21 protein-coding genes are annotated in these 19,986 nt (G+C 69.0%); 12 read left to right on the plus strand and 9 right to left on the minus strand.

What is annotated here, in order from left to right; all coding sequences use genetic code 11:
- Window positions 1-2: 2 nt before the first annotated feature.
- The 7 genes from ACSSVZ_RS17585 to ACSSVZ_RS17615 form a co-directional block, all read right to left on the minus strand.
- Window positions 3-1,901 (minus strand): TRAP transporter permease, encoded by a 1,899-nt coding sequence (locus ACSSVZ_RS17585; protein WP_453972023.1) that lies wholly within the window; start codon window positions 1,899-1,901, stop codon window positions 3-5.
- A 15-nt stretch (window positions 1,902-1,916) separates the two neighbouring features.
- Complete coding sequence (locus tag ACSSVZ_RS17590; RefSeq protein WP_453972024.1) at window positions 1,917-2,849, minus strand: TAXI family TRAP transporter solute-binding subunit; 933 nt, start codon at window positions 2,847-2,849, stop codon at window positions 1,917-1,919.
- 101 nt (window positions 2,850-2,950) lie between these two features.
- Entirely contained in the window at window positions 2,951-4,147 is a 1,197-nt protein-coding gene (locus ACSSVZ_RS17595; RefSeq protein WP_453972025.1) for an ABC transporter substrate-binding protein, read from the minus strand.
- Window positions 4,148-4,192: 45 nt separating this feature from the next.
- Window positions 4,193-4,936 (minus strand): ABC transporter ATP-binding protein, encoded by a 744-nt coding sequence (locus tag ACSSVZ_RS17600; protein WP_453972026.1) that lies wholly within the window; start codon window positions 4,934-4,936, stop codon window positions 4,193-4,195.
- The gene (locus ACSSVZ_RS17605; RefSeq protein WP_453972027.1) at window positions 4,926-5,732 is read right to left on the minus strand and encodes an ABC transporter ATP-binding protein; all 807 of its coding nucleotides are present in this window, start codon (window positions 5,730-5,732) and stop codon (window positions 4,926-4,928) included. Before ACSSVZ_RS17605 ends, ACSSVZ_RS17600 begins: the two co-directional genes overlap by 11 nt.
- Window positions 5,729-6,655, minus strand: a complete 927-nt coding sequence (locus tag ACSSVZ_RS17610) for a branched-chain amino acid ABC transporter permease (protein ID WP_453972028.1) — start codon at window positions 6,653-6,655, stop codon at window positions 5,729-5,731. Before ACSSVZ_RS17610 ends, ACSSVZ_RS17605 begins: the two co-directional genes overlap by 4 nt.
- On the minus strand, window positions 6,655-7,572 hold the full coding sequence (locus ACSSVZ_RS17615; RefSeq protein WP_453972029.1) for a branched-chain amino acid ABC transporter permease: 918 nt from the start codon (window positions 7,570-7,572) through the stop codon (window positions 6,655-6,657). Before ACSSVZ_RS17615 ends, ACSSVZ_RS17610 begins: the two co-directional genes overlap by 1 nt.
- A 443-nt stretch (window positions 7,573-8,015) precedes the next feature.
- On the opposite strand from ACSSVZ_RS17615, the gene ACSSVZ_RS17620 reads away from it, so the two are divergent.
- The 6 genes from ACSSVZ_RS17620 to ACSSVZ_RS17645 are packed head-to-tail and all read left to right on the plus strand — an operon-like array spanning window position 8,016 to window position 13,441.
- A complete protein-coding gene (locus ACSSVZ_RS17620) occupies window positions 8,016-9,197 on the plus strand; it encodes an FAD-dependent oxidoreductase (protein ID WP_453972030.1) in 1,182 nt (393 codons plus the stop codon).
- A gap of 48 nt (window positions 9,198-9,245) precedes the next feature.
- Window positions 9,246-9,992 carry a maleate cis-trans isomerase family protein gene (locus ACSSVZ_RS17625; protein WP_453972031.1) on the plus strand — a complete coding sequence of 249 codons (747 nt, stop codon included), beginning with the start codon at window positions 9,246-9,248 and terminating at the stop codon, window positions 9,990-9,992.
- 31 nt (window positions 9,993-10,023) lie between these two features.
- On the plus strand, window positions 10,024-10,941 hold the full coding sequence (locus tag ACSSVZ_RS17630) for a hypothetical protein (RefSeq protein ID WP_453972032.1): 918 nt from the start codon (window positions 10,024-10,026) through the stop codon (window positions 10,939-10,941).
- Window positions 10,938-11,678: a GntR family transcriptional regulator gene (locus tag ACSSVZ_RS17635; protein WP_453972033.1), complete on the plus strand. Its 741-nt coding sequence runs from the start codon at window positions 10,938-10,940 to the stop codon at window positions 11,676-11,678. Before ACSSVZ_RS17630 ends, ACSSVZ_RS17635 begins: the two co-directional genes overlap by 4 nt.
- 45 nt (window positions 11,679-11,723) lie before the next feature.
- Window positions 11,724-12,560: an SDR family NAD(P)-dependent oxidoreductase gene (locus ACSSVZ_RS17640; RefSeq protein WP_453972034.1), complete on the plus strand. Its 837-nt coding sequence runs from the start codon at window positions 11,724-11,726 to the stop codon at window positions 12,558-12,560.
- 5 nt (window positions 12,561-12,565) lie between these two features.
- Window positions 12,566-13,441, plus strand: a complete 876-nt coding sequence (locus tag ACSSVZ_RS17645) for an MBL fold metallo-hydrolase (protein WP_453972084.1) — start codon at window positions 12,566-12,568, stop codon at window positions 13,439-13,441.
- A gap of 11 nt (window positions 13,442-13,452) precedes the next feature.
- Here the strand turns inward: ACSSVZ_RS17645 and ACSSVZ_RS17650 are convergent, their stop codons facing one another.
- Window positions 13,453-14,235 carry a GntR family transcriptional regulator gene (locus ACSSVZ_RS17650; protein ID WP_453972035.1) on the minus strand — a complete coding sequence of 261 codons (783 nt, stop codon included), beginning with the start codon at window positions 14,233-14,235 and terminating at the stop codon, window positions 13,453-13,455.
- A 202-nt stretch (window positions 14,236-14,437) separates the two neighbouring features.
- Here ACSSVZ_RS17650 and ACSSVZ_RS17655 point away from each other — a divergent pair, with 202 nt between their 5' ends.
- The 6 genes from ACSSVZ_RS17655 to ACSSVZ_RS17680 are packed head-to-tail and all read left to right on the plus strand — an operon-like array spanning window position 14,438 to window position 19,543.
- Entirely contained in the window at window positions 14,438-15,187 is a 750-nt protein-coding gene (locus ACSSVZ_RS17655) for a maleate cis-trans isomerase family protein (RefSeq protein ID WP_453972036.1), read from the plus strand.
- 42 nt (window positions 15,188-15,229) lie between these two features.
- Window positions 15,230-16,093 carry an isocitrate lyase/PEP mutase family protein gene (locus tag ACSSVZ_RS17660; protein WP_453972037.1) on the plus strand — a complete coding sequence of 288 codons (864 nt, stop codon included), beginning with the start codon at window positions 15,230-15,232 and terminating at the stop codon, window positions 16,091-16,093.
- A gap of 24 nt (window positions 16,094-16,117) precedes the next feature.
- Window positions 16,118-17,533 (plus strand): 3-isopropylmalate dehydratase large subunit, encoded by a 1,416-nt coding sequence (leuC, locus tag ACSSVZ_RS17665; RefSeq protein WP_453972038.1) that lies wholly within the window; start codon window positions 16,118-16,120, stop codon window positions 17,531-17,533.
- Complete coding sequence (gene leuD / locus ACSSVZ_RS17670; RefSeq protein ID WP_453972039.1) at window positions 17,530-18,144, plus strand: 3-isopropylmalate dehydratase small subunit; 615 nt, start codon at window positions 17,530-17,532, stop codon at window positions 18,142-18,144. Before leuC ends, leuD begins: the two co-directional genes overlap by 4 nt.
- Before the next feature lies 1 nt (window position 18,145).
- Window positions 18,146-18,793, plus strand: a complete 648-nt coding sequence (locus ACSSVZ_RS17675) for an isochorismatase family protein (RefSeq protein ID WP_453972040.1) — start codon at window positions 18,146-18,148, stop codon at window positions 18,791-18,793.
- 3 nt (window positions 18,794-18,796) lie between these two features.
- Window positions 18,797-19,543, plus strand: a complete 747-nt coding sequence (locus ACSSVZ_RS17680) for an SDR family NAD(P)-dependent oxidoreductase (RefSeq protein ID WP_453972041.1) — start codon at window positions 18,797-18,799, stop codon at window positions 19,541-19,543.
- A 20-nt stretch (window positions 19,544-19,563) separates the two neighbouring features.
- Here the strand turns inward: ACSSVZ_RS17680 and ACSSVZ_RS17685 are convergent, their stop codons facing one another.
- Window positions 19,564-19,914 carry an ArsC family reductase gene (locus ACSSVZ_RS17685; RefSeq protein ID WP_453972042.1) on the minus strand — a complete coding sequence of 117 codons (351 nt, stop codon included), beginning with the start codon at window positions 19,912-19,914 and terminating at the stop codon, window positions 19,564-19,566.
- Between the last annotated feature and the right edge of the window lie 72 nt (window positions 19,915-19,986).

A 19,986-nucleotide genomic window follows, 5' to 3' on the forward strand; every position in this document is an offset into this window, starting at 1 on the left:
GCTCAGGCCTCTTCGCGCACCGCCACCGCGGCGCGCTGGCGGCAGTGCCAGACGATCGCCGCCAGCCCGGCCGCCCCAGATGCCCAGGTGGCGATCACCAGCCACTCCACCCCGCCGGTCGGCAGGATGCACATGAAGCCCAGCCCGCCGGCCAGCAGCCGCTCGGCAAAGCCGATGCGGCGGACGCCGTAGCCCAGAATGGCGGCGGTCACCAGCGGCACCGCGATCAGCGCGAACATCACCGCTTCCACCACCTCGAAGGCGCTCCCCTGCATCAGCAGGCCCGGGTGGTAGACGAACGCGAACGGCAGGATGAAGGCGATCCAGCCGAACCGCACACACTCCATGGCGGTCGCCATCGGCTTCGATCCGGCCATCGAGGCGGCGGCGAAGGCGGCCAGCGCGACCGGCGGCGAGATCATCGACAACAGCCCGAAATAGAAGACGAAGAAGTGCGCCTCGAGCTGGCCGACGCCGAGCTGGACGAGCGGCGGCGCCGCCAGCGTCGCCAGCAGCAGGTAGACGCCCGTCGTGGGCAGGCCCATGCCGAGGATGATCGACACGACGGCGGTGAGGATGAGCAGCAGCAGCAGCGAGTCCTTGCCGAGTTCCAGCAGCACGAAGGACAGCCCGAACGACAGCCCGGAGCTCGACATGAGGCCGATGATCATGCCGGCGACCGCGCAGATCAGCAGGATCTCGGCGGAATCGCGGCCGGCCTTGTAGACCGCCTCGAGCATCTCGCGCGGCGTCACCCGGTGCGGCCCGCCGAGGTTCAAAAGCCCGATGACGATCAGCGCGAGCGAAGCCCAGACGACCGCCTCTTCGGCCGACACGTCGAAGGCGAACAGGCCGACCAGCAGCGTCAGCATCGGCACCACGACGACCACGGCATGGCGGCCGATGACCGCCAGCGGCTTCGGCGGCTCCTGGTCGCCGGCGCCGAGGTTGTGCTTCTCGGCCAGCACGCTGATCTGCAGGTAGACGGAGTAGAAGTAGAGCAGCGCCGGGATCACCGCCGCGATGACGATCTCCCGGTAGGGCAGCCGCAGATACTCCGCCATCAGGAACGCCGCCGCGCCCATCACCGGCGGCAGGATCTGGCCGCCGGTGGAGGCCACCGCCTCGATCGCCCCCGCCGTCTGCGGCCGGAAGCCGGCGCGCTTCATGGCGGGGATGGTGATGACGCCCGTCGACATGACGTTGGAGACCGCGCTGCCGGAGATCGACCCCATGAACGCCGAGGCGATGACGGCCATCTTGGCGGTGGCGCCGCGCCGCTCGCCGGCCAGCACCCGGGCCGCATCGGTCAGCACGCCGGCGCCGCCGGTGACCACCAGCAGCTGGCCGAAGATGATGAACATGATGACCACGAACGCGGCCACCTGCAGCGCCGATCCCAGCGTCGCGGCGCTGTCGACGCCGATGAAGCGGACGATCTCGCCCAGCGCGATCGGCTTGCCCTGCAGCTGGCCCGGCACCAGGTCGGAGAACAGCGCGTAGAGCACCAGCAGGCCGAGGATCATGACGAGGCTCAGCGCGCCCAGCCGCCGCAGGCCCTCGATCGAGACCAAAGCGATGCCCGCCCCAAGCGCCAGCGACTCCTCGGGGTGAAAGAACGAGCCCTCGGAGAGGACCGGAAAGCGCAGCAGGAGATGGATGCCGACCCACAGGCTGACGGCCGCCAGCAGCAGGTCGATCAGCAGCCGCAGGCCGCGCACGTGGAGAATGTCACGCAGGTAGACCGACGCGGCGGCGAGGCCGAGCATCAGCCCCGCGACCTGTTCGGGATAGAGAAGCATGCCGGCGCGGAGCGGCAGGTTGAGGGCCCACGCGACGGGGAGAAGGGCGACCGTGAGGCAAAGCGCCCACTGGATGGCGGTGATTGCGGTTCTGCTCATGGTCGCCCGTTCCGATCAGCGCAGGCCGAGTTCCTGGCACGCCGCGAGCGCGCCCGGGTGATACTCCATCTCCAGCGTCGCGCAGAGCTCCTGCCTGTCGAAGCCGGCCCAGATGGGGCTCGATTCCTTCAGTTCGTCGGCATTGTTGTAGATCGACTTGACCACGCTCCCGACGGTCGCGTCGTCGACGTCCTTGTTGGCCCACAGCAGGTAGTTGTAGGCGAACACCGTGGCGCCCTCGTCGAGGCCCGGCAGCGTGTCGCTGGCGTCGACCTTGTAGAGGAAGATGCCGGGCATCAGCTCCTTCATGCCGGCCAGGTTCTCCTCGGTGAACGAGAGAAACTTGATGTCGCCGAGCGACGCCTCCAGGTCGAAGGTCGGGCGCGCGCCGAGCGCCGAGATCGAGATCACCGTCTGGCCCTGCTTCAGCGCCTCGTACATGCGCGGGAAGTTGGCGACCGGGACCTCGACGACGTCGTCGTAGGTGAGCCCGCCGGCGGTCAGGCCGAGCCGGATCACGAAGTCGCCCAGCGAGTTGTCGGGGAAGCGCGGCACGCCCTTGCCCTTGAGGTCGGCGAAGCTGTCGATGCCGGAGTCCTCCGTCACCACCAGACCGGCGACGAACGGGAACAGCGACGAGACGATCCGCAGGTTCGGGTTGGGCTCCTGGGACATGCCTGTCCCCTCGACCGCGTAGAAGGTCTGCGGATAGTTCGCGACGCCGAACTCGAGCCGCCCGGCGTTCACCAGCGGGATGTACTGAGAGGTGTTGGCGACGATCTGCGGGCGCATCTGCACCTCGCCGTCCGCCGAGACCACGTTGGCGATGGCGGTTGCCAGCTGGTTGGTGGCGCCGCCCTGGGTGGTGCCGATGCCGACGGTCTGCGCGGAGGCCGCCCCGAAGGACACGGCCGTCAGAACGGCCGCAAACGCAAATGACTTCAACATGGAATTTTCCTCTCCTGAAACTGGCCCGTCAGAGCACGCATCTCCCGGTGCCTGCGACGGGCGGTTGAAACCGATGGGCCGGCCCCCGCCGGCCCCGCTGCCTACTCGCAGGGGTCGGCCGGGACCTCGTCGAACTTGGTCCACGCCCCGTCCTTGATCTCGATGACGTAGCCGGGCAGCTGGGCGTCGTGCCCCTTGAAGCAGATGTCGTCGCCGATGATCCCGGAGAAGACGATGCCGTCCATCGCCTCGACGACGGCCTGCCGCTCTTCGTCCAGCTTCGCCGGATCACCTGTCACGTCGGCCGCCTCCATCGCCTGCTTCAGGAGAAACAGGATGTCGTAGGCCTGGGCGTCGGAATGGTGGGCGCCGAGCTTGTGGATGCCTCGCGCCTCCGCCTCCTTGACGAATTTCTCGTTGAACGCGGCCGACTGCTCCGTCCGCCCCTTCCAGAAGCCGGCGACCAGCAGCGTGCCGTTGCCTTCCGGCCCGAACAGCTCCACGACGTTCGGATCGGCGAAGATCTGCGAGCCGATGATGCGGCCCTCGTAGCCCTGGCGCCGCAGTTCCTTGATGACCTTCGAGGCTTGGTCCGGCAGGCCGGCAATGGCGACGAGATCCGGGTTTTCCTGGGCGATCTGGGCCGCCTGGGCGGACATGTCGAAGCTCTTGAACTGGACCGGGATCGGGTCGCCGACCTTGAGGCCGGCCTTTTCCAACAGCGCGGGGTAGAGCTTCGTGCCGGCGATGTTGGAGACCACGTCGTCGGAAATGTAGACGATCTCGGCCGTCTCGGCCTTGATGCCGGCGGTCTTGATGGTGTCGAGCAGGCGGCCGAACTGGACGGCCTCGTCCTCCGACAGGCGGTAGACGTAGGTGGTGCCGTCGACGAGCCCCGGAGCCGAGGAGGATGTCGGAAGCATCAGCGTCTTCATCCGCTCGGCGTCGTTGAGCGCCACGCGGGTTTCGCTCGACGAGAACGGACCGACGATCGCCAGGACGTCATCGTCCTGAATCAGCTTGCGCGCGCCCACCGATGCCTGCTTGGGGTCCGAGCCGGTGTCGAACCGGATGATCTCGATCGGCTTGCCGTTGATGCCGCCGGCCGCGTTGATCTCCTCCACGGCGATGTCGACCGCGACCACGGTGGGCTCCGCCGCGCTCTTCAGCGGACCGGCGGTGGCAACGATGTTGCCGATCTTGATGGTATCCTGCGCCATGCCCGGCGTCAGCGAGGCGGCGAGGCCGAAGGCGGCCGCCATCCCTGTGAGTATGAGACGTGATCCAAACGTGTTCATTCCGCGCTCCCCTTTTTGCTGCGGTCAGTTCCTGGTTCAGTGGCCTCAACCGGCTTCGGCGTGGCGCTCCCCCTGCCCCGTCGAGGCGCCGCCGAGATAGGCTTCGGTGAGCGCGTCGTCGGTGAGGAGCTCAGCGGCCGTGCCCTCCAGCACGACCGAACCGAGTTCGAAGACGTACGCCCGGGATCCGATCTCGAGCGCCATGGTGGTGTTCTGTTCGACGAGCAGGATCGCCAGCCCGTCGCGGTTGAGTTCGAGAAGCAGGTCGAACAGCCGCGCCACGAACAGCGGCGAGAGGCCGAGCGACGGCTCGTCGAGCATCATCAGGCGGGGGCGGCCCAGCATCGCCCGGCCGATGGCCAGCATCTGCTGCTCGCCACCCGACAGCACGCTCGCCTGCATGTCGCGCCGCTCGGCGAGGTTGGGAAAGCGGTCGTAGATCGCCGCGATGTCGCGATCCACCTGGCCATCCCGGCGCAGATAGGACCCCATCAGCAGGTTCTCGTGGACCGTCATGGAGACGAAGATCTGCCGGCCTTCCGGCACCAGCATCATGCCGGAGCGGACGCGCGCGGCGGAACTGGCGTAGGTGAGGTCGCGGCCGTCGAGCAGGATCCGGCCGCCGGACGGGCGCACCGCGCCCTGCAGCGCGCGCAGCAGCGAGGTCTTGCCGGCGCCGTTGGCGCCCAGCACGGCGACGATTTCCCCCTCGCCCACCGACAGGTCGGCGGCCTTGACCGCCCGGGTGCGGCCGTAAGTGACGTCGAGGCCGGTGACGTCAAGCAACATGGACGCCCTCCCCAGCGGTCGCCGGCCGATGGGCGGCGGCGTGGCGGGGGCCGAGATAGGCCTCCAGCACCTGCGGGTCGTCCTGCACCCGGTCGGTCGGGCCGTCGTAGACCTTGCGGCCGAAATTCAGCACCACGGCATGGTCGCAGAGACTGCGGACGAGCCCCATGTCGTGCTCGACGACGAGCAGGGTGATGCCGCTCTCCGACAGCTCCAGCAGGAAGTCGCGCAGGCTCGCCGTCTCGGTCGGGTTGAGGCCGGCCGCCGGCTCATCGAGCATCAGGAGGCGCGGCGACGACGCCAGCGCCCGCACCACCTCGATCTTCTTGCGGATGCCGTAGGGCAGCGTCGCCACCATCTCGCCCGGGTAGGTGTCCAGCGCCATGCGGGCGAGCAGGTCCTCGGCCTCGCGGCGCCACTTCGACCGGCCGAACAGCGACAGCGGCGCCATGGCGCCCGCCAGCCCGCCGGCCTGGGCCTGCTGGCCCAGCATGATGTTCTCCACCACGGACAGATGCGGCATCAGGCGGATGTTCTGGAAGCTGCGGGCCATGCCGAGGCCGATGCGCTTGCGCGACGGGACGTCGGAGATTTCCTGCCCGTCGAGGCGGATGGTGCCCTCGTCCTGGCGGTAGACACCGGAGACGAGGTTGAAGACCGTGGTCTTGCCGGCGCCGTTCGGGCCGATCAGCGCGGTGCGGCTGCCCGGGTTCACCTGGAAGCTGACGTCGGAGACGACGGTCAGCCCGCCGAAGTGCTTCGAGACGCCATCGAGCGCCAGGATCGGGCCGCTCATGCGGCCACCTCGCGGGCCACGACAGGCCTTCTGCGCCGCGGCCACAGGCGCTCGATCATCGTGCGGGTGATCAGTCCTTCGGGCCGGAACACCATCATCAGAACGGTCACCACGCCGAGGATGACGAAGCGCCAGGACTCGTCCGGCGGCGACACCGCGCCGTCCATGCCGAACAGCGTCGCAACCCCCTGCTTGACCGCCGGCACCGCGACCCGGAGGCCTTCGGGCAGCAGCGTGAAGAAGGTGGCCCCCGCGAGCGGGCCCCAGGCCGTCTGGGTGCCGCCGAGCAGCACGTAGAGCAGGACATAGATCGACATCAGGGCGTTGAAACCCTGGATCTCGACGAAGTTGAAGGTGTGGGCATAAAGGCCGCCGGCGAGGCCCGCGAGCGCCGCGCCGATGGCGAAGGCGCAGACCTTCACGCCGCGCACGCTGACCCCCATCAGGTCGGAGACCACCGCGTCGTCGTGGACGGCGCGCATGACCAAGCCGAAGCGCGTCGACATCAGGTAGAAGACGAACAGCGTAACGACGAAGGCCGCCGCCAAGGGCACCTGGTAGTCGACGTAGGCCGGGACCGACAGGCCGATGGCGCCGCCCAGCGTCTCGGAATTGAGGATCAGGCCGGCGACGACCTCGGCGAAGGCGAACGTCGCGAGCACCAGATAGACCCCGCTCATCCGCAGGATCGGGAACGCCACCAGGAAGCCGACCGCGCCGGCCAGCACGATGCCGACGCCGATGGTGACCGGCACCGCGAGGCCGTAGGTGGCCGACAGATAGGCGGCTGCGTAGGCGCCGATCGCCTGGAAGCCCGCCCCGCCGAGATTGAGCTGGCCGGTGGCGACCGGCAGGAAGATGCCGTAGGCGAAGACCACGTTGATCGCCAGGATCGACAGGATGCCCGCCCAGTAGCCGCTCATCAGAGCTTCCCCTTGCCGATGGCGTTGTGGCCGAACAGGCCCTGGGGACGGATGAACAGGGTGAGGAGCAGCATGCCCCACACGGCGATCTGGACGGTGTCGGCGCCGAAGAAGTTGATGGTCATCGTCTCGGTGAGCCCGACGATGAGGCCACCCAGCACGGCGCCCCAGACCGAGCCGAGACCGCCCACGACCATGCCGGCGATCGCCTTGGTGCCGATGTCCTCGCCCATCATCGGCGACACCTCGCCGTAGTTGACGGCGAACAGCGCGCCCGCGAGGCCGCACAGCACGCCGGTGAGCATGAACACCACCGGCACGATGCGGTGGATGTCGACGCCGAGGATGTTGGCGGCGTCCGGGTTTTCGGCGATCGCCCGGAGCGCGCGGCCGAGGCTGCTGCGGCGCAAGAGCCACGTCAGCCCGGCGACGATCGCCAGCACGACGAACAGGCTGAGCAGCTGCGGGATGCGGACGAAGATGCCGGCGACGTTGAGCGTCAGATCGGTCGAGGGGCCGGGAAAGCGCTGGGCATCCGTCCCGTAGGCGATGCGCACGAGGTTTTCCAAGATGAGCAGGAAGCCGAGCGAGCTGACCAGCGGGATCGCGTGCTCGGTGGCGTCGCCGTACCTGGTCTTGAGGTAGCGGAAGGTGAAGCGCTCGACGACCAGCGAGGCGAGGACCGCCACGGCCACCCCCACCAGCAGCGCCAACGGCCACGGCAAAGGTCCGGACAACCCGAGCGGCAATCCCCAGGATGCGGCCGCCCAGCCGACCATGCCGGCGACCATGAACAGGGTGGGGATGGTGAAGTTGAGGAAGTTGAGCACGCCGATCGTCAACGTGAAGGCCACGGCGACCGTTACGTAGACGCTGCCCAGCATCAGACTGTTGACGAATTGCTGAACCAGCAGCATCCGCAATTCTCCCCACCGGCGCGCCATTTGTATACAAATGACGGCCTTGTCCGACGGCTATTGTCGCCGTTCCAGCGGTCAAACCCGCCGACGCATGGCGGCTCGCGAGCAGGACCCGAGCCAGACCGACCGAGGCCCGTTGCAGTTCGGAGAAGGCACAGGAAACCCGACATGCGTCGCCGTTTCCGAGTCTCTGGAAGCTCTGGTCGCGGCCGTTTGCGGCCGTCGTTTCCCCAATCGGCGGTCAGCCCCGGTCACCTGCAGCCGGCCGGACCCGGCAGGCCGCGCGGCGCACCCGCGGGCTGCAGGCGCCGAATTGTCAGGAACATGAACCGCCAAATGCGCTTGATATGTCCTGACAACTTGTACACAATGAAAACCGATCTTAGCGTTGTCAAGGCAAAACATCGGGGGCGTTCGGCAGGATGGGCGGAGAGGAACGGGTGTTGATCGTTGGTGCCGGACCGGTCGGGCTGGTCGCCGCCGCGGCACTGGCCGAGGCGGGAATACCGGCGACGATCTTCGAGCTCAGCCGGGAGCTGCCGAAGGATCTGCGCGCCTCGACCTTCCATCCGCCCACCCTCGACATGCTCGACCGCTTCGGCGTGACGGACCGGCTGATCGAGCGCGGCCTGATCTGCCCCCAGTGGCAGTTCCGCGACCGCAAGGAAGGCATCGTCGCCACCTTCGACCTCGGCCTGCTTGCCGCCGACACCGCCCACCCCTACCGGCTGCAGTGCGAGCAGTGGAAGCTGGCCGAGCTGCTGCGCGAGCGGATGGAGACCAGCGGCCTGGTCGACATCATTTACGAGGCGGAGGCGCTGGGCGTCACGGAGGACGACGACGGCGTGACGCTCACCGTCGCCCGTCCCGGCGGGTCGAAGGAGACGTTCGGCGGCCGCTACCTGATCGCCGCCGACGGCGCCCGCAGCGCCATCCGCAGATCGGTCGGCATCGAGCTGGAAGGGCAGACGATCCCCGAGATCTTCCTGTCGATGTCGACGCATTTCCCCTTCGACCGGGCGATCCCGGATCTGGCGCCGATCGCCTACCTGACCGATCCGGAGGAGTGGGCCGTGCTGCTGCAGACCTCCACCCTGTGGCGGGTGCTGCTGCCGACGGACCCCAACCTGCCCGAGAGCGAGATTACCGACGGGGCCGTCATGCAGCAGCGCCTGCAGCGGCTCTGCCCCAACGACGCCGGCTACGAGATCGCCCATGCCACGGCCTACCGGGTGCACGAGCGCGTCGCCAACCGCTACGTGGCGGGCCGGGTGTTCCTGGCCGGCGACGCCGCGCACCTGAACAACCCGCTCGGCGGGATGGGCATGAACGGCGGCATCCACGACGCGGTGAACCTGACGGGCAAGCTGGCCGAGGTGTGGAACGGCGCGCCGATCGAGACCATGGGGCGCTACGAGCGCCAGCGGCGGAAGGTGGCGCTGGAGACCGTCCAGGCCCAGACGCTGCGCAACCGCAAGATGATGGCCGAGCGCGAGCCGGAGGCGCGCCGGGCCTATCACGACGAGCTGCGCCGCACCGTTGCCGACCCGCAGGCCCATCGCGACTACCTGCTGCGGTCGTCGATGATCCAGTCGCTGCGCGACCTCGAAGCGGTCGCCTGAGCCGAACGGCCGGCGCGACCTCACGCCCCTGCAAGGAGAACCAGCCCGATGGTGGACAGTCTCGGCTACCGCATGAAGTTCGGCGTGATCGCGCCGTCGACCAACACCTCGGTGCAGCCCGAGTTCGACTCGATGCGGCCGGTCGGCGTGACCAACCACTTCTCGCGCATCGTCATTCCGGACGATCCGGTGCACACCGACGAGGACTTCAACGAGCTGGTGATGCGCATCCGCGCCGCGACCATGGACGCGATCGACGCGGTGAAGACCTGCTCGCCCGGCGCCCTCGTGATGGGCATGTCGGCGGAGACGTTCTGGGACGGCAAGGAGCGCGCCGACAGCCTGAAGGCCGAGGTCGAGGCCCGGGCGGGCATGAACGTCGCCATGGGCTCGGACGCCTGCCAGGCCGCCCTCTCCCGCTTCGGCGACATCAAGCGCATCGCGGTCATCACGCCCTACATGCCGATCGGCGACGCCCAGGTGGAGCACTTCTTCACCGACTGCGGCTACGAGGTCGTCACGGTGAAGGGGCTGAAGTGCGCGAGCCCGATGCTGATCGCCCACGAGACCGAGAAGACGCTGCGCGACGCCATCATCGAGGTGAACGACAGCGGCGTGGAGGCGATCGTCCAGGCCGGCACCAACCTCGCGATGGCCCGGGTCGGCGGCATCGCCGAGTTCTGGCTCGACAAGCCGGTGATCGCCATCAACACGGCGACCTACTGGCATGCGCTGCGCATGAACGGCATCGAGGACAAGATCCAGGGCTACGGATCGCTGCTGTCGCACTACTGACGGCGCAATCGGTCACGGGAGGCGCGCGGCGATGCACTACGACTTCGTTCCGATGCCGCGGCGCAAGCCGCTGAAGTGGCCGGACGGCAAGCGGCTGGCCGTGATCCTCACGACCAACCTGGAATACTGGGATCCGGTCCAGGCGAGCGACAAGAAGTACTATCCGGGCGGCCCCGGGATCGTCGGCGGCGACCTGCCGGGCAACGTCTACGACAACCCGAACTTCACCTGGCGCGAGTACGGCCAGCGCGTCGGCGTCTGGCGCATGTTCGACATCTTCGATGCCGAGGGCGTACGCTCCAGCTGCACCATCAACGCCAAGATCGCGGTGGAGCGCCGGGAGATCGTCGATGCGGCGCTTGAGCGCGGGTTCGAGATCGTGGCCCACAATTACGTGCAGGACGAGCTCCTGACCGACTACATGTTCGACGAGGACGCCGAGCGCGGGGTCATTCGCCGGACGCTCGACATCTACGAGGAGGTCTGCGGCCGCAAGGCGAAGGGCTGGCTGTCGAGCTCGCTGCGCTCGACGCTCAACACGATCGACATCCTGGCCGAGGAAGGCCTGCTGTTCGTCACCGACCTGCTCAACGACGACCAGCCGTACCTCGTCCAGACCCGCAGCGGCCGGCCGATGGTGTCGGTGCCGTACACGTCCGAGGTCAACGACTTCAGCTTCCTGCGCCAGGGGCTGAGCGCCGACACCGGACTGCAGATGTTCAAGGAGCAGTTCGACTGGCTCTACGAGGAGAGCGCCGTGAGCGGCCGGTTGATGAACATCGGGCTTCACCCCCATGTCATCGGGCAGCCGTTCAGGATACGGGCGCTGCGCGACTTCATCCGATACGCCAAGACGTTCGACGACGTCTGGTTCGCGACGCGGGAGGAGATAGCGGAATGGTATCTTCAGACACACCAGTCGCACATCGAACCGACGAGGGCGATGTGACCGTCAGACCGAGACATGCACTCGAGGACGCCACCGCGTGGGCGGAGGGCCAGCCGGCGACGGCCGGCGATCTTGCCGCGGCCGACGTCCACAAACCTGCCGAGCGCGCCTATCAGGGCATCCGGCGCGCGATCCTGACCGGGGCGCTAAAGGGCGGCGAGCACCTGCGCGAGGAAACGCTTGCCCAGCTGACCGGCACCAGCCGGACGCCGGTGCGCGAGGCGCTGCGCCGGCTCGTCGCCGAGGGACTGGCCACGGCAGAGAACCGCCACCGCTATGTCACCGACTTCTCGGCCGACGAGGTCGGCGTCATCTTCGACATCCGCGCCAAGCTCGACGCCTACGCAGCCTCCATCGCCGCCCACAAGATCAACCAGGACGAGCTCGCGCGCCTCGGCCAGCTGATCCTGAAGATCGACGAGCTCGGCGACCGGTCCGACGACGCCGCGGCGGAAGCGTTCGTCGACCTCAACACCGACTTCCACACCACCATCGTCAAGGCGACCCGCTCGCGCCAGCTGCTGACGCTGACCGCCCAGGCGGCGGCGCTGCCGCTGGTGATGATCAAGCAGTTCGTCTGCGACCAGCCCATCAACATCCTGCGCTCGAACGCCCAGCACCGCGACATCCTGGCCGCCCTCGCCCAGGGCAACAGCCAGTGGGCGGAAACGGCCATGGCCGGGCACGTGCTGTCGACCAAGCCGCGCCTCGGCGGCGGCTTCGCGATCACCGCCTGACGGATCCCCACTTCGCACGCAGGCCCAGGAAGGTTCCGAGCCGATATGTACCGACACCCCTCACTGAACGGACGGGTCGTTCTCGTCACCGGCGCGTCGCGCGGCCTCGGCCGGGAGATGGCGCTGGAGCTGGCGGAGGACGGCGCGACGGTGGCGCTGGCCGGATCGCGCGACAGCCAGGCGCTCCGCGACACCGCCGCCGAGGCGGCGGCGCTGGCCGATGGTGGCGAGACCCTGACGGTGACCGGCGATGTCGGGGATCCGGGCGCGTGCCGCGCGATGGTCGACCAGGTGCTGGGTGCGCTCGGGCGCATCGATGTGCTGGTGAACAACGCAGGGCTCGGGATGCGCGTCATCAGCGAGCGCTTCAACGTCGAGCCGACGCGCTTCTGGGAGATCGAACCCACCAAGTGGCGCGCCATCGTCGACGCCAACGTCAACGGCACCTTCTACATGGCGGCGGCGGTTGCCCCCGGCATGATCGAGCGCGGCTTCGGCAAGATCATCAACGTGTCGACCAGCGACCAGACGATGGTCCGAAAGGGCTACGCGCCCTACGGCCCCTCGAAGGCCGCCATCGAGGCCGCGTCGCGCTGCTGGGCCCAGGACCTCGACGGCACCGGCGTCGACGTGAACGTCTACCTTCCCGGCGGGGCGGCGGACACGGACCTCCTTCCCCCGAGTGCGGACAAGAAGGGCGCCGACGGCAACCTGCTGCCGGCCGCGATCATGCGGCGGGGCGTTGGCTGGCTCGCCTCCGATGCGTCGAACGGCATCACCGGCGCGCGGTTCATCGCCCGCCTGTGGGACGAGACGCTGGCCCCCGCCGAGGCGGCGGCGGGCGCACGATCGCCGCACGTCGACAAGCCCGCGATCATGTGAGCGCCATGCTGACCCTCGGCGACGCCACCGTGCAGAAGATCGTCGACCTGGACCGGTTCGCGCTGCCGCTCGACCTGTTGATCCCGAACGCCACTTTCGCCGATCTTGGCGACGACCTCGCCTGGCTCACCGGGAACCACATCGACCTTGCGGCCGGCACCGTGCTGCTCGGCGTGCACAGCTTTGTGCTGCGGTCCGGACCGCTTACCATCCTGATCGACACCTGCGTGGGCGAGCACAAGGAGCGCCCGGTGCGGGAAGACTGGCACCAGCGCAGCGGCGGACCCTATCTCCCGGCGCTGGCTGCGGCCGGGCTCCACCCGGCCGACATCGACATCGTGCTGTGCACCCATCTGCACGCCGACCACGTCGGCTGGAACACGCGGCTGGAGGACGGCCGCTGGGTCCCGACCTTTCCCAACGCGCGTTACGTCGTCGGCCGCAAGGAGCTCCGCCACTGGCAGGACGCCGAACGGGCACGGCCGGGTGCCGCCAACCACGGCTCCTACGCCGACAGCGTCCTTCCGATCATCGAGGCCGGGCTTTGCGAGGAAGCCGACGACGGCTTCGAGCTCGCCGCCGGCATGACGATCGTGCCGCTGGCCGGCCATTCGCCGGGACAGGTCGGGCTCGAGCTGGCCTTTGCGCCGGACCGGCGAGCGCTGTTCTGCGGCGACGCGTTCCACTCGCCCCTGCAGGTTCTCCGGCCGGACTGGTCGAGCCGCTTCTGCTTCGACCGGCAGATGGCCGCACACCTGCGCTTCGATCTGTGCGCGCTGTCGGCCGATGAGGGAACGTTGCTCGTGCCGGCCCACCTGCGCGGCAGCTTCGCCATGCGGGCCGTCCGGAACGGCCGCGGGTTCAGGCCGGAGTTCGTGTGAGCGATCCCGCCTCAGCCGCCCTGGGAGCCGTCGCCCTGGCGGCTGCGCTGGATGTGCATGACGTAGGTCATCTGGTCTGCCGGGTGCCAGTTGAACGAGGCGATCAGCACGCCGCTCTCGGTGATGTAGCGCCGCAGGATCTGCAGCGACCACGACCCCGGCCTGAGCCCCAGCATCCGCTCGATCTCGGCCGGCATGGCCATCGCGCGGATCTCCTGGACGGCCTCCTCGATCGGCCCGTCGCAATACTGCTCCAGGAGCGCGAAGAACGGCCCCTGATGGGTGGCGAACTTCGGGATCGCCTCGCGGAAGCGCACCGGGACGTAGCTCTGGATGAAGCAGATCGGCCGGCCGCCGGGCTCCGTCCACCGCATGCCGTTGATGCGGTACCATTCCTCACCGGGGAGGCCGCCGACGCGCTCGGCCACCTCCGCCGAGAGGCTGACCAGCTCGGTGTCCAGCACCACGTACCAGGTGTCGATCGCCACCTGGAAGAGCTCCTCCAGCGAGCCGAACGACTGATAGAAGCTGGCGATCGGCCGGATCGAGATCACCCGGGTTCCGACCCCCTGCCGGCGCTCCACGTAGCCGTGCTCGGTCAGGTAGCGCAGCGCCTCGCGAATGGTAAAGCGGCTGGTGTCGAACTCCGCAGCGAGCTCGATCTCCGTCGGCATCAGGCTGCCCACGGCGTAGTAGCCAGACTTCAGGCGGTCCTCCAGGACCCTCTGGATCCGCGCATAGCGCGGCCCGGTGTCGTTGGATTTGCCGCTGTCAGTGGAATGCGCGCCAGCCACCTGTCGACCAACTCCGTCTGCCTGAGTCCCCGGCGGGGACGATCTCTGGGTACCGCGTCGCCCAGGCGAAGTCACGGATCCCGTGCGCCGCTGCGGCCATCTGGCAGGCCGAGGGGAGCGGTCGCGGCGAATTGTATGGACATCTTTCTTAAGATTGTGGAAATAGTCCGTACTTTATCGCTTCCGCCGCAAGGATTCTCCCGTGACCGGCCCCCGCCACAGGTCCACCTACAGCTACCGCGCCAAGCTCGGCCTGATCGTTCCACCGACCAATACGGTGAACGAGGCTGAGTGGAGCCGCATGGTGCCGGACGGCGTGACGGTGCACACCCACCGGATGCCGCTGCACGCGGACACCGCCAGCGAGGCCGGCCGCGCCGCCCTCATCGCCGATCTGGTGGCGGTGATCGAGATCCTCAAGCAGGCGCGGGTCGACGTGGTCGCCTATGCCTGCACGGCCGGCTCGATGATCTCGCCCGCCAACTCCCTGCCCGAGACGCTGAGCGACCGGACGGGCGTGCCGGTGGTGACGACGTCGGCCGCCATCGTGTCGGCGCTCAGGACGCTCGGTGCCGTGCGCATGTCGGTGGCGACCCCCTATGCCGAGGCCCTCAACCAGCACGAGACCCATTTCCTGCGCGACCACGGCTCCGCTGTGGAGAAGATCGTCGGGCTCGGCATCGGCGCCGGCGGCCCGTCGGAATATCCGCTGATCGCCGAAACCACGCTCGCCGCCGTCGCCGACCATGCGCGCGGCGCCTTCGTGCCGGGCAGCGACGCGCTGCTGATCACCTGCACCGACTTTCCGACGCTGCCGATCGTCCCCGTGCTGGAGGCCGAATTCGGCGTGCCGGTGATCACCTCCAACCAGGCGACCTTCTGGGCCGGGCTGCGCGCGGCCGGCATCGACGACCGCTTCGAAGACTACGGAAGCCTGCTGCGGTTCCACTGAACGCGGCCCGCACAGGCAGCATCAAGACAAAGGTACCAACTGATGGCAGATCCGAAACTCAAGGCCGCGATCACCTCCGGCGACCTGGTGCTGGCGCCCGGCGTGTTCGAGCTGATCTCGGCGATGATCGCCGACCGCATCGGCTTCAAGGCGCTGTACGTGACCGGCTACGGCACCGTCGCGTCCTACCTGGGCCTGCCGGACGCGGGCCTTGCCACCTACCGCGACATGATCGAGCGCATCGCGACCATCGTCCAGCGGACGGACACCCCGGTGATCGCCGACGCCGACACCGGCTACGGCGGCCTGCTCAACGTCCGCCACACCATCCGCGGCTACGAGGACGCCGGCGTCTCGGCGATCCAGATGGAAGACCAGGAATTCCCGAAGAAGTGCGGCCACACCAAGAACCGGCGCGTCATTCCGCTCGCCGACATGGTCCGCAAGATCGAGGTCGCCGTCGACAGCCGCAAGAGCGACGACTTCCTGATCATCGCCCGCACGGATTCCCGCACCGGCCTCGGCCTCGATGAGGCGATCCGCCGCGGCAAGGCCTTCGCCAAGGCCGGCGCCGACATCGTCTTCGTGGAATCGCCGGAGTCCGAGGACGAGATGCGCCGGGTGGCCGACGAGATCGACGCGCCGCTGTTCGCCAACATGGTCAACGGCGGCCGCACGCCGCTGCTGTCGGCCGCGCGGTTGAAGGAGATCGGCTATTCGGTCGCCATCCATCCGGCCGTCGGCTTCCTGTCGATGGGCGCGGCGCTGCAGAAGGCCTACGCCGACCTCAAGGCCAACGGCGAGACCAGCGACGCGATCGACCTCTACGACTTCTCCGCCTTCAACACGCTGCTCGGCTTCGAGGACGTCTGGGCCTTCGAGGAGAAATACGCCGAAGCGGAGTAGCGCGGGCAACGCCGGGAGGGCGCCATGACCGGATCGACGCTCTACGAGAAGCTGTGGTCGAGCCATGTCGTGCGCGACTATGGCGACGGCTCGGCGCTCATTTACGTGGATCGCCACCTGCTGCACGAGGTGAGCACGCCGCAGTCGTTCCTGGCGATCGAGGGGCGCGGACGCTCGGTGCGGCGCCCGACCGCCAACCTGGCGGTGCCCGACCACGCGGTGCCGACGCGCGGGCGCGACGGGCCGATCTCTGACCCGCAGGCGCGCGCCCAGACCGACCGCCTGGCCGAGAACGTCGCGCGCCACGCCATCCCGTTCATCGCCCTCGACGATCCGCGCCAGGGCATCGTCCACATCATCGGTCCCGAGCAGGGCTTCACCCTGCCCGGCGCGACGCTTGCGTGCGGCGACAGCCACACCTCCACGCACGGCGCGTTCGGAACCCTCGCCTTCGGCGTCGGCGCCAGCGAGTGCGGGATCGTCATGGCCACCCAGTGCATCCGCCAGCGCAAGTCGAAGACGATGCGCGTCGAGGTGACGGGCACGCGCAGCCCGTGGGTCTCGGCGAAGGACGTGGCGCTCGCCGTCATCCGCCGGATCGGCGCCAACGGCGCGGCGGGCTACGCCATCGAATATGCCGGCCCGGTGATTTCCGCCATGTCGATGGCGGAGCGGATGACCCTCTGCAACATGACCATCGAATGCGGGGCGCGGGTCGGGCTCGTCGCGCCGGATGAGACCACCTTCGCCTTCCTCAAGGGCCTGCCGATGGCGCCGGCGGGGGATCTCTGGGACCAGGCGGTCGCCTACTGGCGCACGCTTCGGCCCGATCCGGGCGCGACCTACGACCGGCACGAGCGGATCGACGTGTCCGACCTCGCGCCCCACGTCACCTGGGGCACCAGCCCCGAGGACGCGCTGCCGATCACCGGCCGGGTGCCCGATCCCGCCGACGAGCCGGACGCCCAGCGCCGGGAGCGCCGCAGCCGGGCGCTCGCCTACATGGGGCTGCAGCCGGGCACGCCGCTCGAGCGGATCGCCATCGACCATGCGTTCATCGGGTCGTGCACCAACGGCCGGCTGGAAGACCTGCGGGCCGCCGCCGCCGTCGTGCGCGGCCGCCGCGTGGCGCCGGGCGTCACCGCCATCGTGGTGCCCGGCTCCGGGCCGGTGCGGACGCGCGCCGAGGAGGAAGGGCTGGCGGAGGTGTTCCTTGCCGCCGGCTTCGAATGGCGGCAGCCGGGCTGCTCCATGTGCGTGGCGATGAACGGCGACCGGCTCGCGCCCGGCGAGCGGTGCGCCTCGACCTCCAACCGCAACTTCGAGGGGCGGCAGGGCATCGGCGGCCGCACGCACCTGATGAGCCCGGCGATGGTGGCGGCGGCGGCGATCGCCGGCCACCTCGTCGACGTGCGCGCGCTGGAGTCGACCCCGTCATGAGCGGTTTCCGGAGGCTCCGCTCGCGTGCCGCCCACCTGCCCGAGGACAACGTCGATACCGACGTGATCTTCCCGGCGCGCTTCCTGCTGCTGATGGACCGCGACGGGCTCGGCCCCTACCTCTTCCACGACCGCCGGTTCGACGCCGGCGGCGCCCCACGGCCGGGCTTCGTGCTCGACGACCCGGAATTCGCCGGGGCCCGCATCCTGATCGCCGGCGACGGCTTCGGCTGCGGTTCCAGCCGCGAACAGGCCGTCTGGGCGCTGGTCGGCCACGGCATCGGCTGCGTCATCGCGCCGAGCTTCGGCGAGATCTTCGCCGCCAACTGCGTGAAGAACGGCCTGCTGACCATCCCCCTGCCGCGGGAGCAGGTCGCCGCCCTCGGCGCGCGCGCCGCGGCGGGAGCCATCTTCGAGGTGGACCTTGACCAGCGCACGCTGCGGGTGGACGGAGAGACGGTGGCGCGCATCGACATCGCCGAGGCCGACCGGCAGATGCTGCTCAACGGCTGGGACGAGACCGACGTCATCCTCCGGGAAGACGGGGCCGCCATCGAGGCCTTCGAGACCCGCCACCAGACCGCCCAGCCCTGGCTGTTTCAGGACCGATGACATGACCGAAGACCTCGCCGAGAACTACAAGCGCGCCTATTCCAACAAGGTTGGCTTCGGGCGCCGGCCGGCCCTGGTGCTCGTCGACTTCGCGCACGCCTACTTCGATCCCGGCTGCGATCTCTACGCCGGTGTGGAGGATGCGCTCGCCTCGGCGCTGCGGGTCCGCAAGGCGGCCCGCGCCGCCGGCATCCCGGTGGTGCTGACCGAGGTGACCTACCAGGAGGGCGGGCTCGACGGCGGCCGCTTCTTCGAGAAGGCGCTGCCGCTGAAGGCGTTCGTGCGCGGGCGGCCGACGGCCCGCTTCGCCGACGGGCTGGTGCCCGAGCCCGACGAGATCGTCATCTCCAAGCAGTATCCGAGCGCCTTCTTCGGCACCTCGCTGGCCTCCACGCTCACCGCTGCGCGCATCGACAGCGTCATCCTGGGCGGGCTCACCACCAGCGGCTGCGTGCGCGCCTCCTGCGTCGATGCCATGTCGCACGGCTTCATCACCACCGTGGTGGCCGACGCCTGCGGCGATCGCCACCAAGCGCCCCACGAGGCCAACCTCTTCGACATGAACGCCAAGTACGCCGACGTGGTCTCGGAAGCAGAGATCCTCGCCCACATCGGAAGCCTTGCGGCCAGCCCCGCCGGGGAGCGCTGACCCATGGCAGCCGAACCATCCATCCGCCGGATCGCGGTGCTCGGAGGGGCGGGCGGGATCGGCCGCGCATTGGTCGCGTCGCTGCTGGCCAAGGGGGACGAGGCCGTCGTTCTCGACCTCGCGGAGACGCTGGAGCGCCATCCGCCGGAGGCGCCGGCGATCGCCGTCGACATCCACTCCGAGGCCTCGATCGCCGAGGCGGCCAGCGACCTCTCGACCCGCTGGCCGCGCCTCGACGGCTTCGTGAACCTCGCCGGCTACAACAATCGCGTGGGTCCGCTGTCGGAGACGCCGACCGACTATTTCGACGACATCATCGCGGTGAACCTGCGCGGCCTGTTCCTGTCGACGAAGGCGGTGCTGCCGCTGCTGTCGGACGGCGGCAGCGCGGTGCTGATCGCCTCGGGCCTCGGCCAGTACATCCGGCCGGGCTACGGCCCCTACGCCGCCTCCAAGGCCGGCGTCATCGCGCTCGCCAAGACCTTCGCGCTGGAATGGGCACCCGCCGTGCGGGTCAACGTCGTGGCTCCCGGGGCCGTCGACACGGCGTTCCTGCGCGGCGGCACCGGACGCTCCGACGAGACCGCGGACCCGGACATCCCGGTCGACGCCTACGTCGCCAACCTGCCGCTGAAGCGCCTCGCCCAGCCGGACGACGTCGTCGGCCCGATCGGCTTCCTGCTCGGACCCGACAGCCGCTACATGACCGGCCAGGTGCTGTGGGTGAACGGCGGCGCCTACATGCCCTGACGGGCGATGCCGGGGCGTGCTCAGGCCGCGAAGAAGGCCGCGTAGGCGTCGGGCTTGAAGCCGACGATCAGGCGGCCGTTGGCGTCCACCACCGGGCGCTTGATCATCGAGGGCTGCGCGCTCATCAGGCTGATCGCCTTCGCCGCGTCGAGATCGGCCTTGGCCGCGTCGTCCAGCTTGCGGAACGTCATGCCGGCCTTGTTGAGAAGCACCTCCCAGCCGACCTGGCCCGCCCAGCCCTTCAGGAGCTCCGGCGACGCGCCGGCGGTCTTGTAGTCGTGGAAGGCGTAGTCGATCCCCTGCCCGTCGAGCCAGGCCCGGGCCTTCTTCATCGTGTCGCAGTTCTTGATGCCGTAAACCGTGACCGTCACCGGTGCCTCCGCTGATCCAGATCGTCCTCAACCGCGCCCGCGCCGGCCGGCGCCGTCAGGGCATTTGCCGTT

The organism is Amorphus sp. MBR-141 (genome assembly GCF_053628695.1).

Coding starts and splice junctions, on each gene's coding strand:
- ACSSVZ_RS17585 (WP_453972023.1), bottom strand. CDS start 1,901: ATGAGCAGAACCGCAATCACCGCCATCCAGTGGGCGCTTTGCCTCACG.
- ACSSVZ_RS17590 (WP_453972024.1), bottom strand. CDS start 2,849: ATGTTGAAGTCATTTGCGTTTGCGGCCGTTCTGACGGCCGTGTCCTTC.
- ACSSVZ_RS17595 (WP_453972025.1), bottom strand. CDS start 4,147: ATGAACACGTTTGGATCACGTCTCATACTCACAGGGATGGCGGCCGCC.
- ACSSVZ_RS17600 (WP_453972026.1), bottom strand. CDS start 4,936: ATGTTGCTTGACGTCACCGGCCTCGACGTCACTTACGGCCGCACCCGG.
- ACSSVZ_RS17605 (WP_453972027.1), bottom strand. CDS start 5,732: ATGAGCGGCCCGATCCTGGCGCTCGATGGCGTCTCGAAGCACTTCGGC.
- ACSSVZ_RS17610 (WP_453972028.1), bottom strand. CDS start 6,655: ATGAGCGGCTACTGGGCGGGCATCCTGTCGATCCTGGCGATCAACGTG.
- ACSSVZ_RS17615 (WP_453972029.1), bottom strand. CDS start 7,572: ATGCTGCTGGTTCAGCAATTCGTCAACAGTCTGATGCTGGGCAGCGTC.
- ACSSVZ_RS17625 (WP_453972031.1), top strand. CDS start 9,246: ATGGTGGACAGTCTCGGCTACCGCATGAAGTTCGGCGTGATCGCGCCG.
- ACSSVZ_RS17630 (WP_453972032.1), top strand. CDS start 10,024: ATGCACTACGACTTCGTTCCGATGCCGCGGCGCAAGCCGCTGAAGTGG.
- ACSSVZ_RS17640 (WP_453972034.1), top strand. CDS start 11,724: ATGTACCGACACCCCTCACTGAACGGACGGGTCGTTCTCGTCACCGGC.
- ACSSVZ_RS17645 (WP_453972084.1), top strand. CDS start 12,566: ATGCTGACCCTCGGCGACGCCACCGTGCAGAAGATCGTCGACCTGGAC.
- ACSSVZ_RS17660 (WP_453972037.1), top strand. CDS start 15,230: ATGGCAGATCCGAAACTCAAGGCCGCGATCACCTCCGGCGACCTGGTG.
- leuC (WP_453972038.1), top strand. CDS start 16,118: ATGACCGGATCGACGCTCTACGAGAAGCTGTGGTCGAGCCATGTCGTG.
- leuD (WP_453972039.1), top strand. CDS start 17,530: ATGAGCGGTTTCCGGAGGCTCCGCTCGCGTGCCGCCCACCTGCCCGAG.
- ACSSVZ_RS17675 (WP_453972040.1), top strand. CDS start 18,146: ATGACCGAAGACCTCGCCGAGAACTACAAGCGCGCCTATTCCAACAAG.
- ACSSVZ_RS17680 (WP_453972041.1), top strand. CDS start 18,797: ATGGCAGCCGAACCATCCATCCGCCGGATCGCGGTGCTCGGAGGGGCG.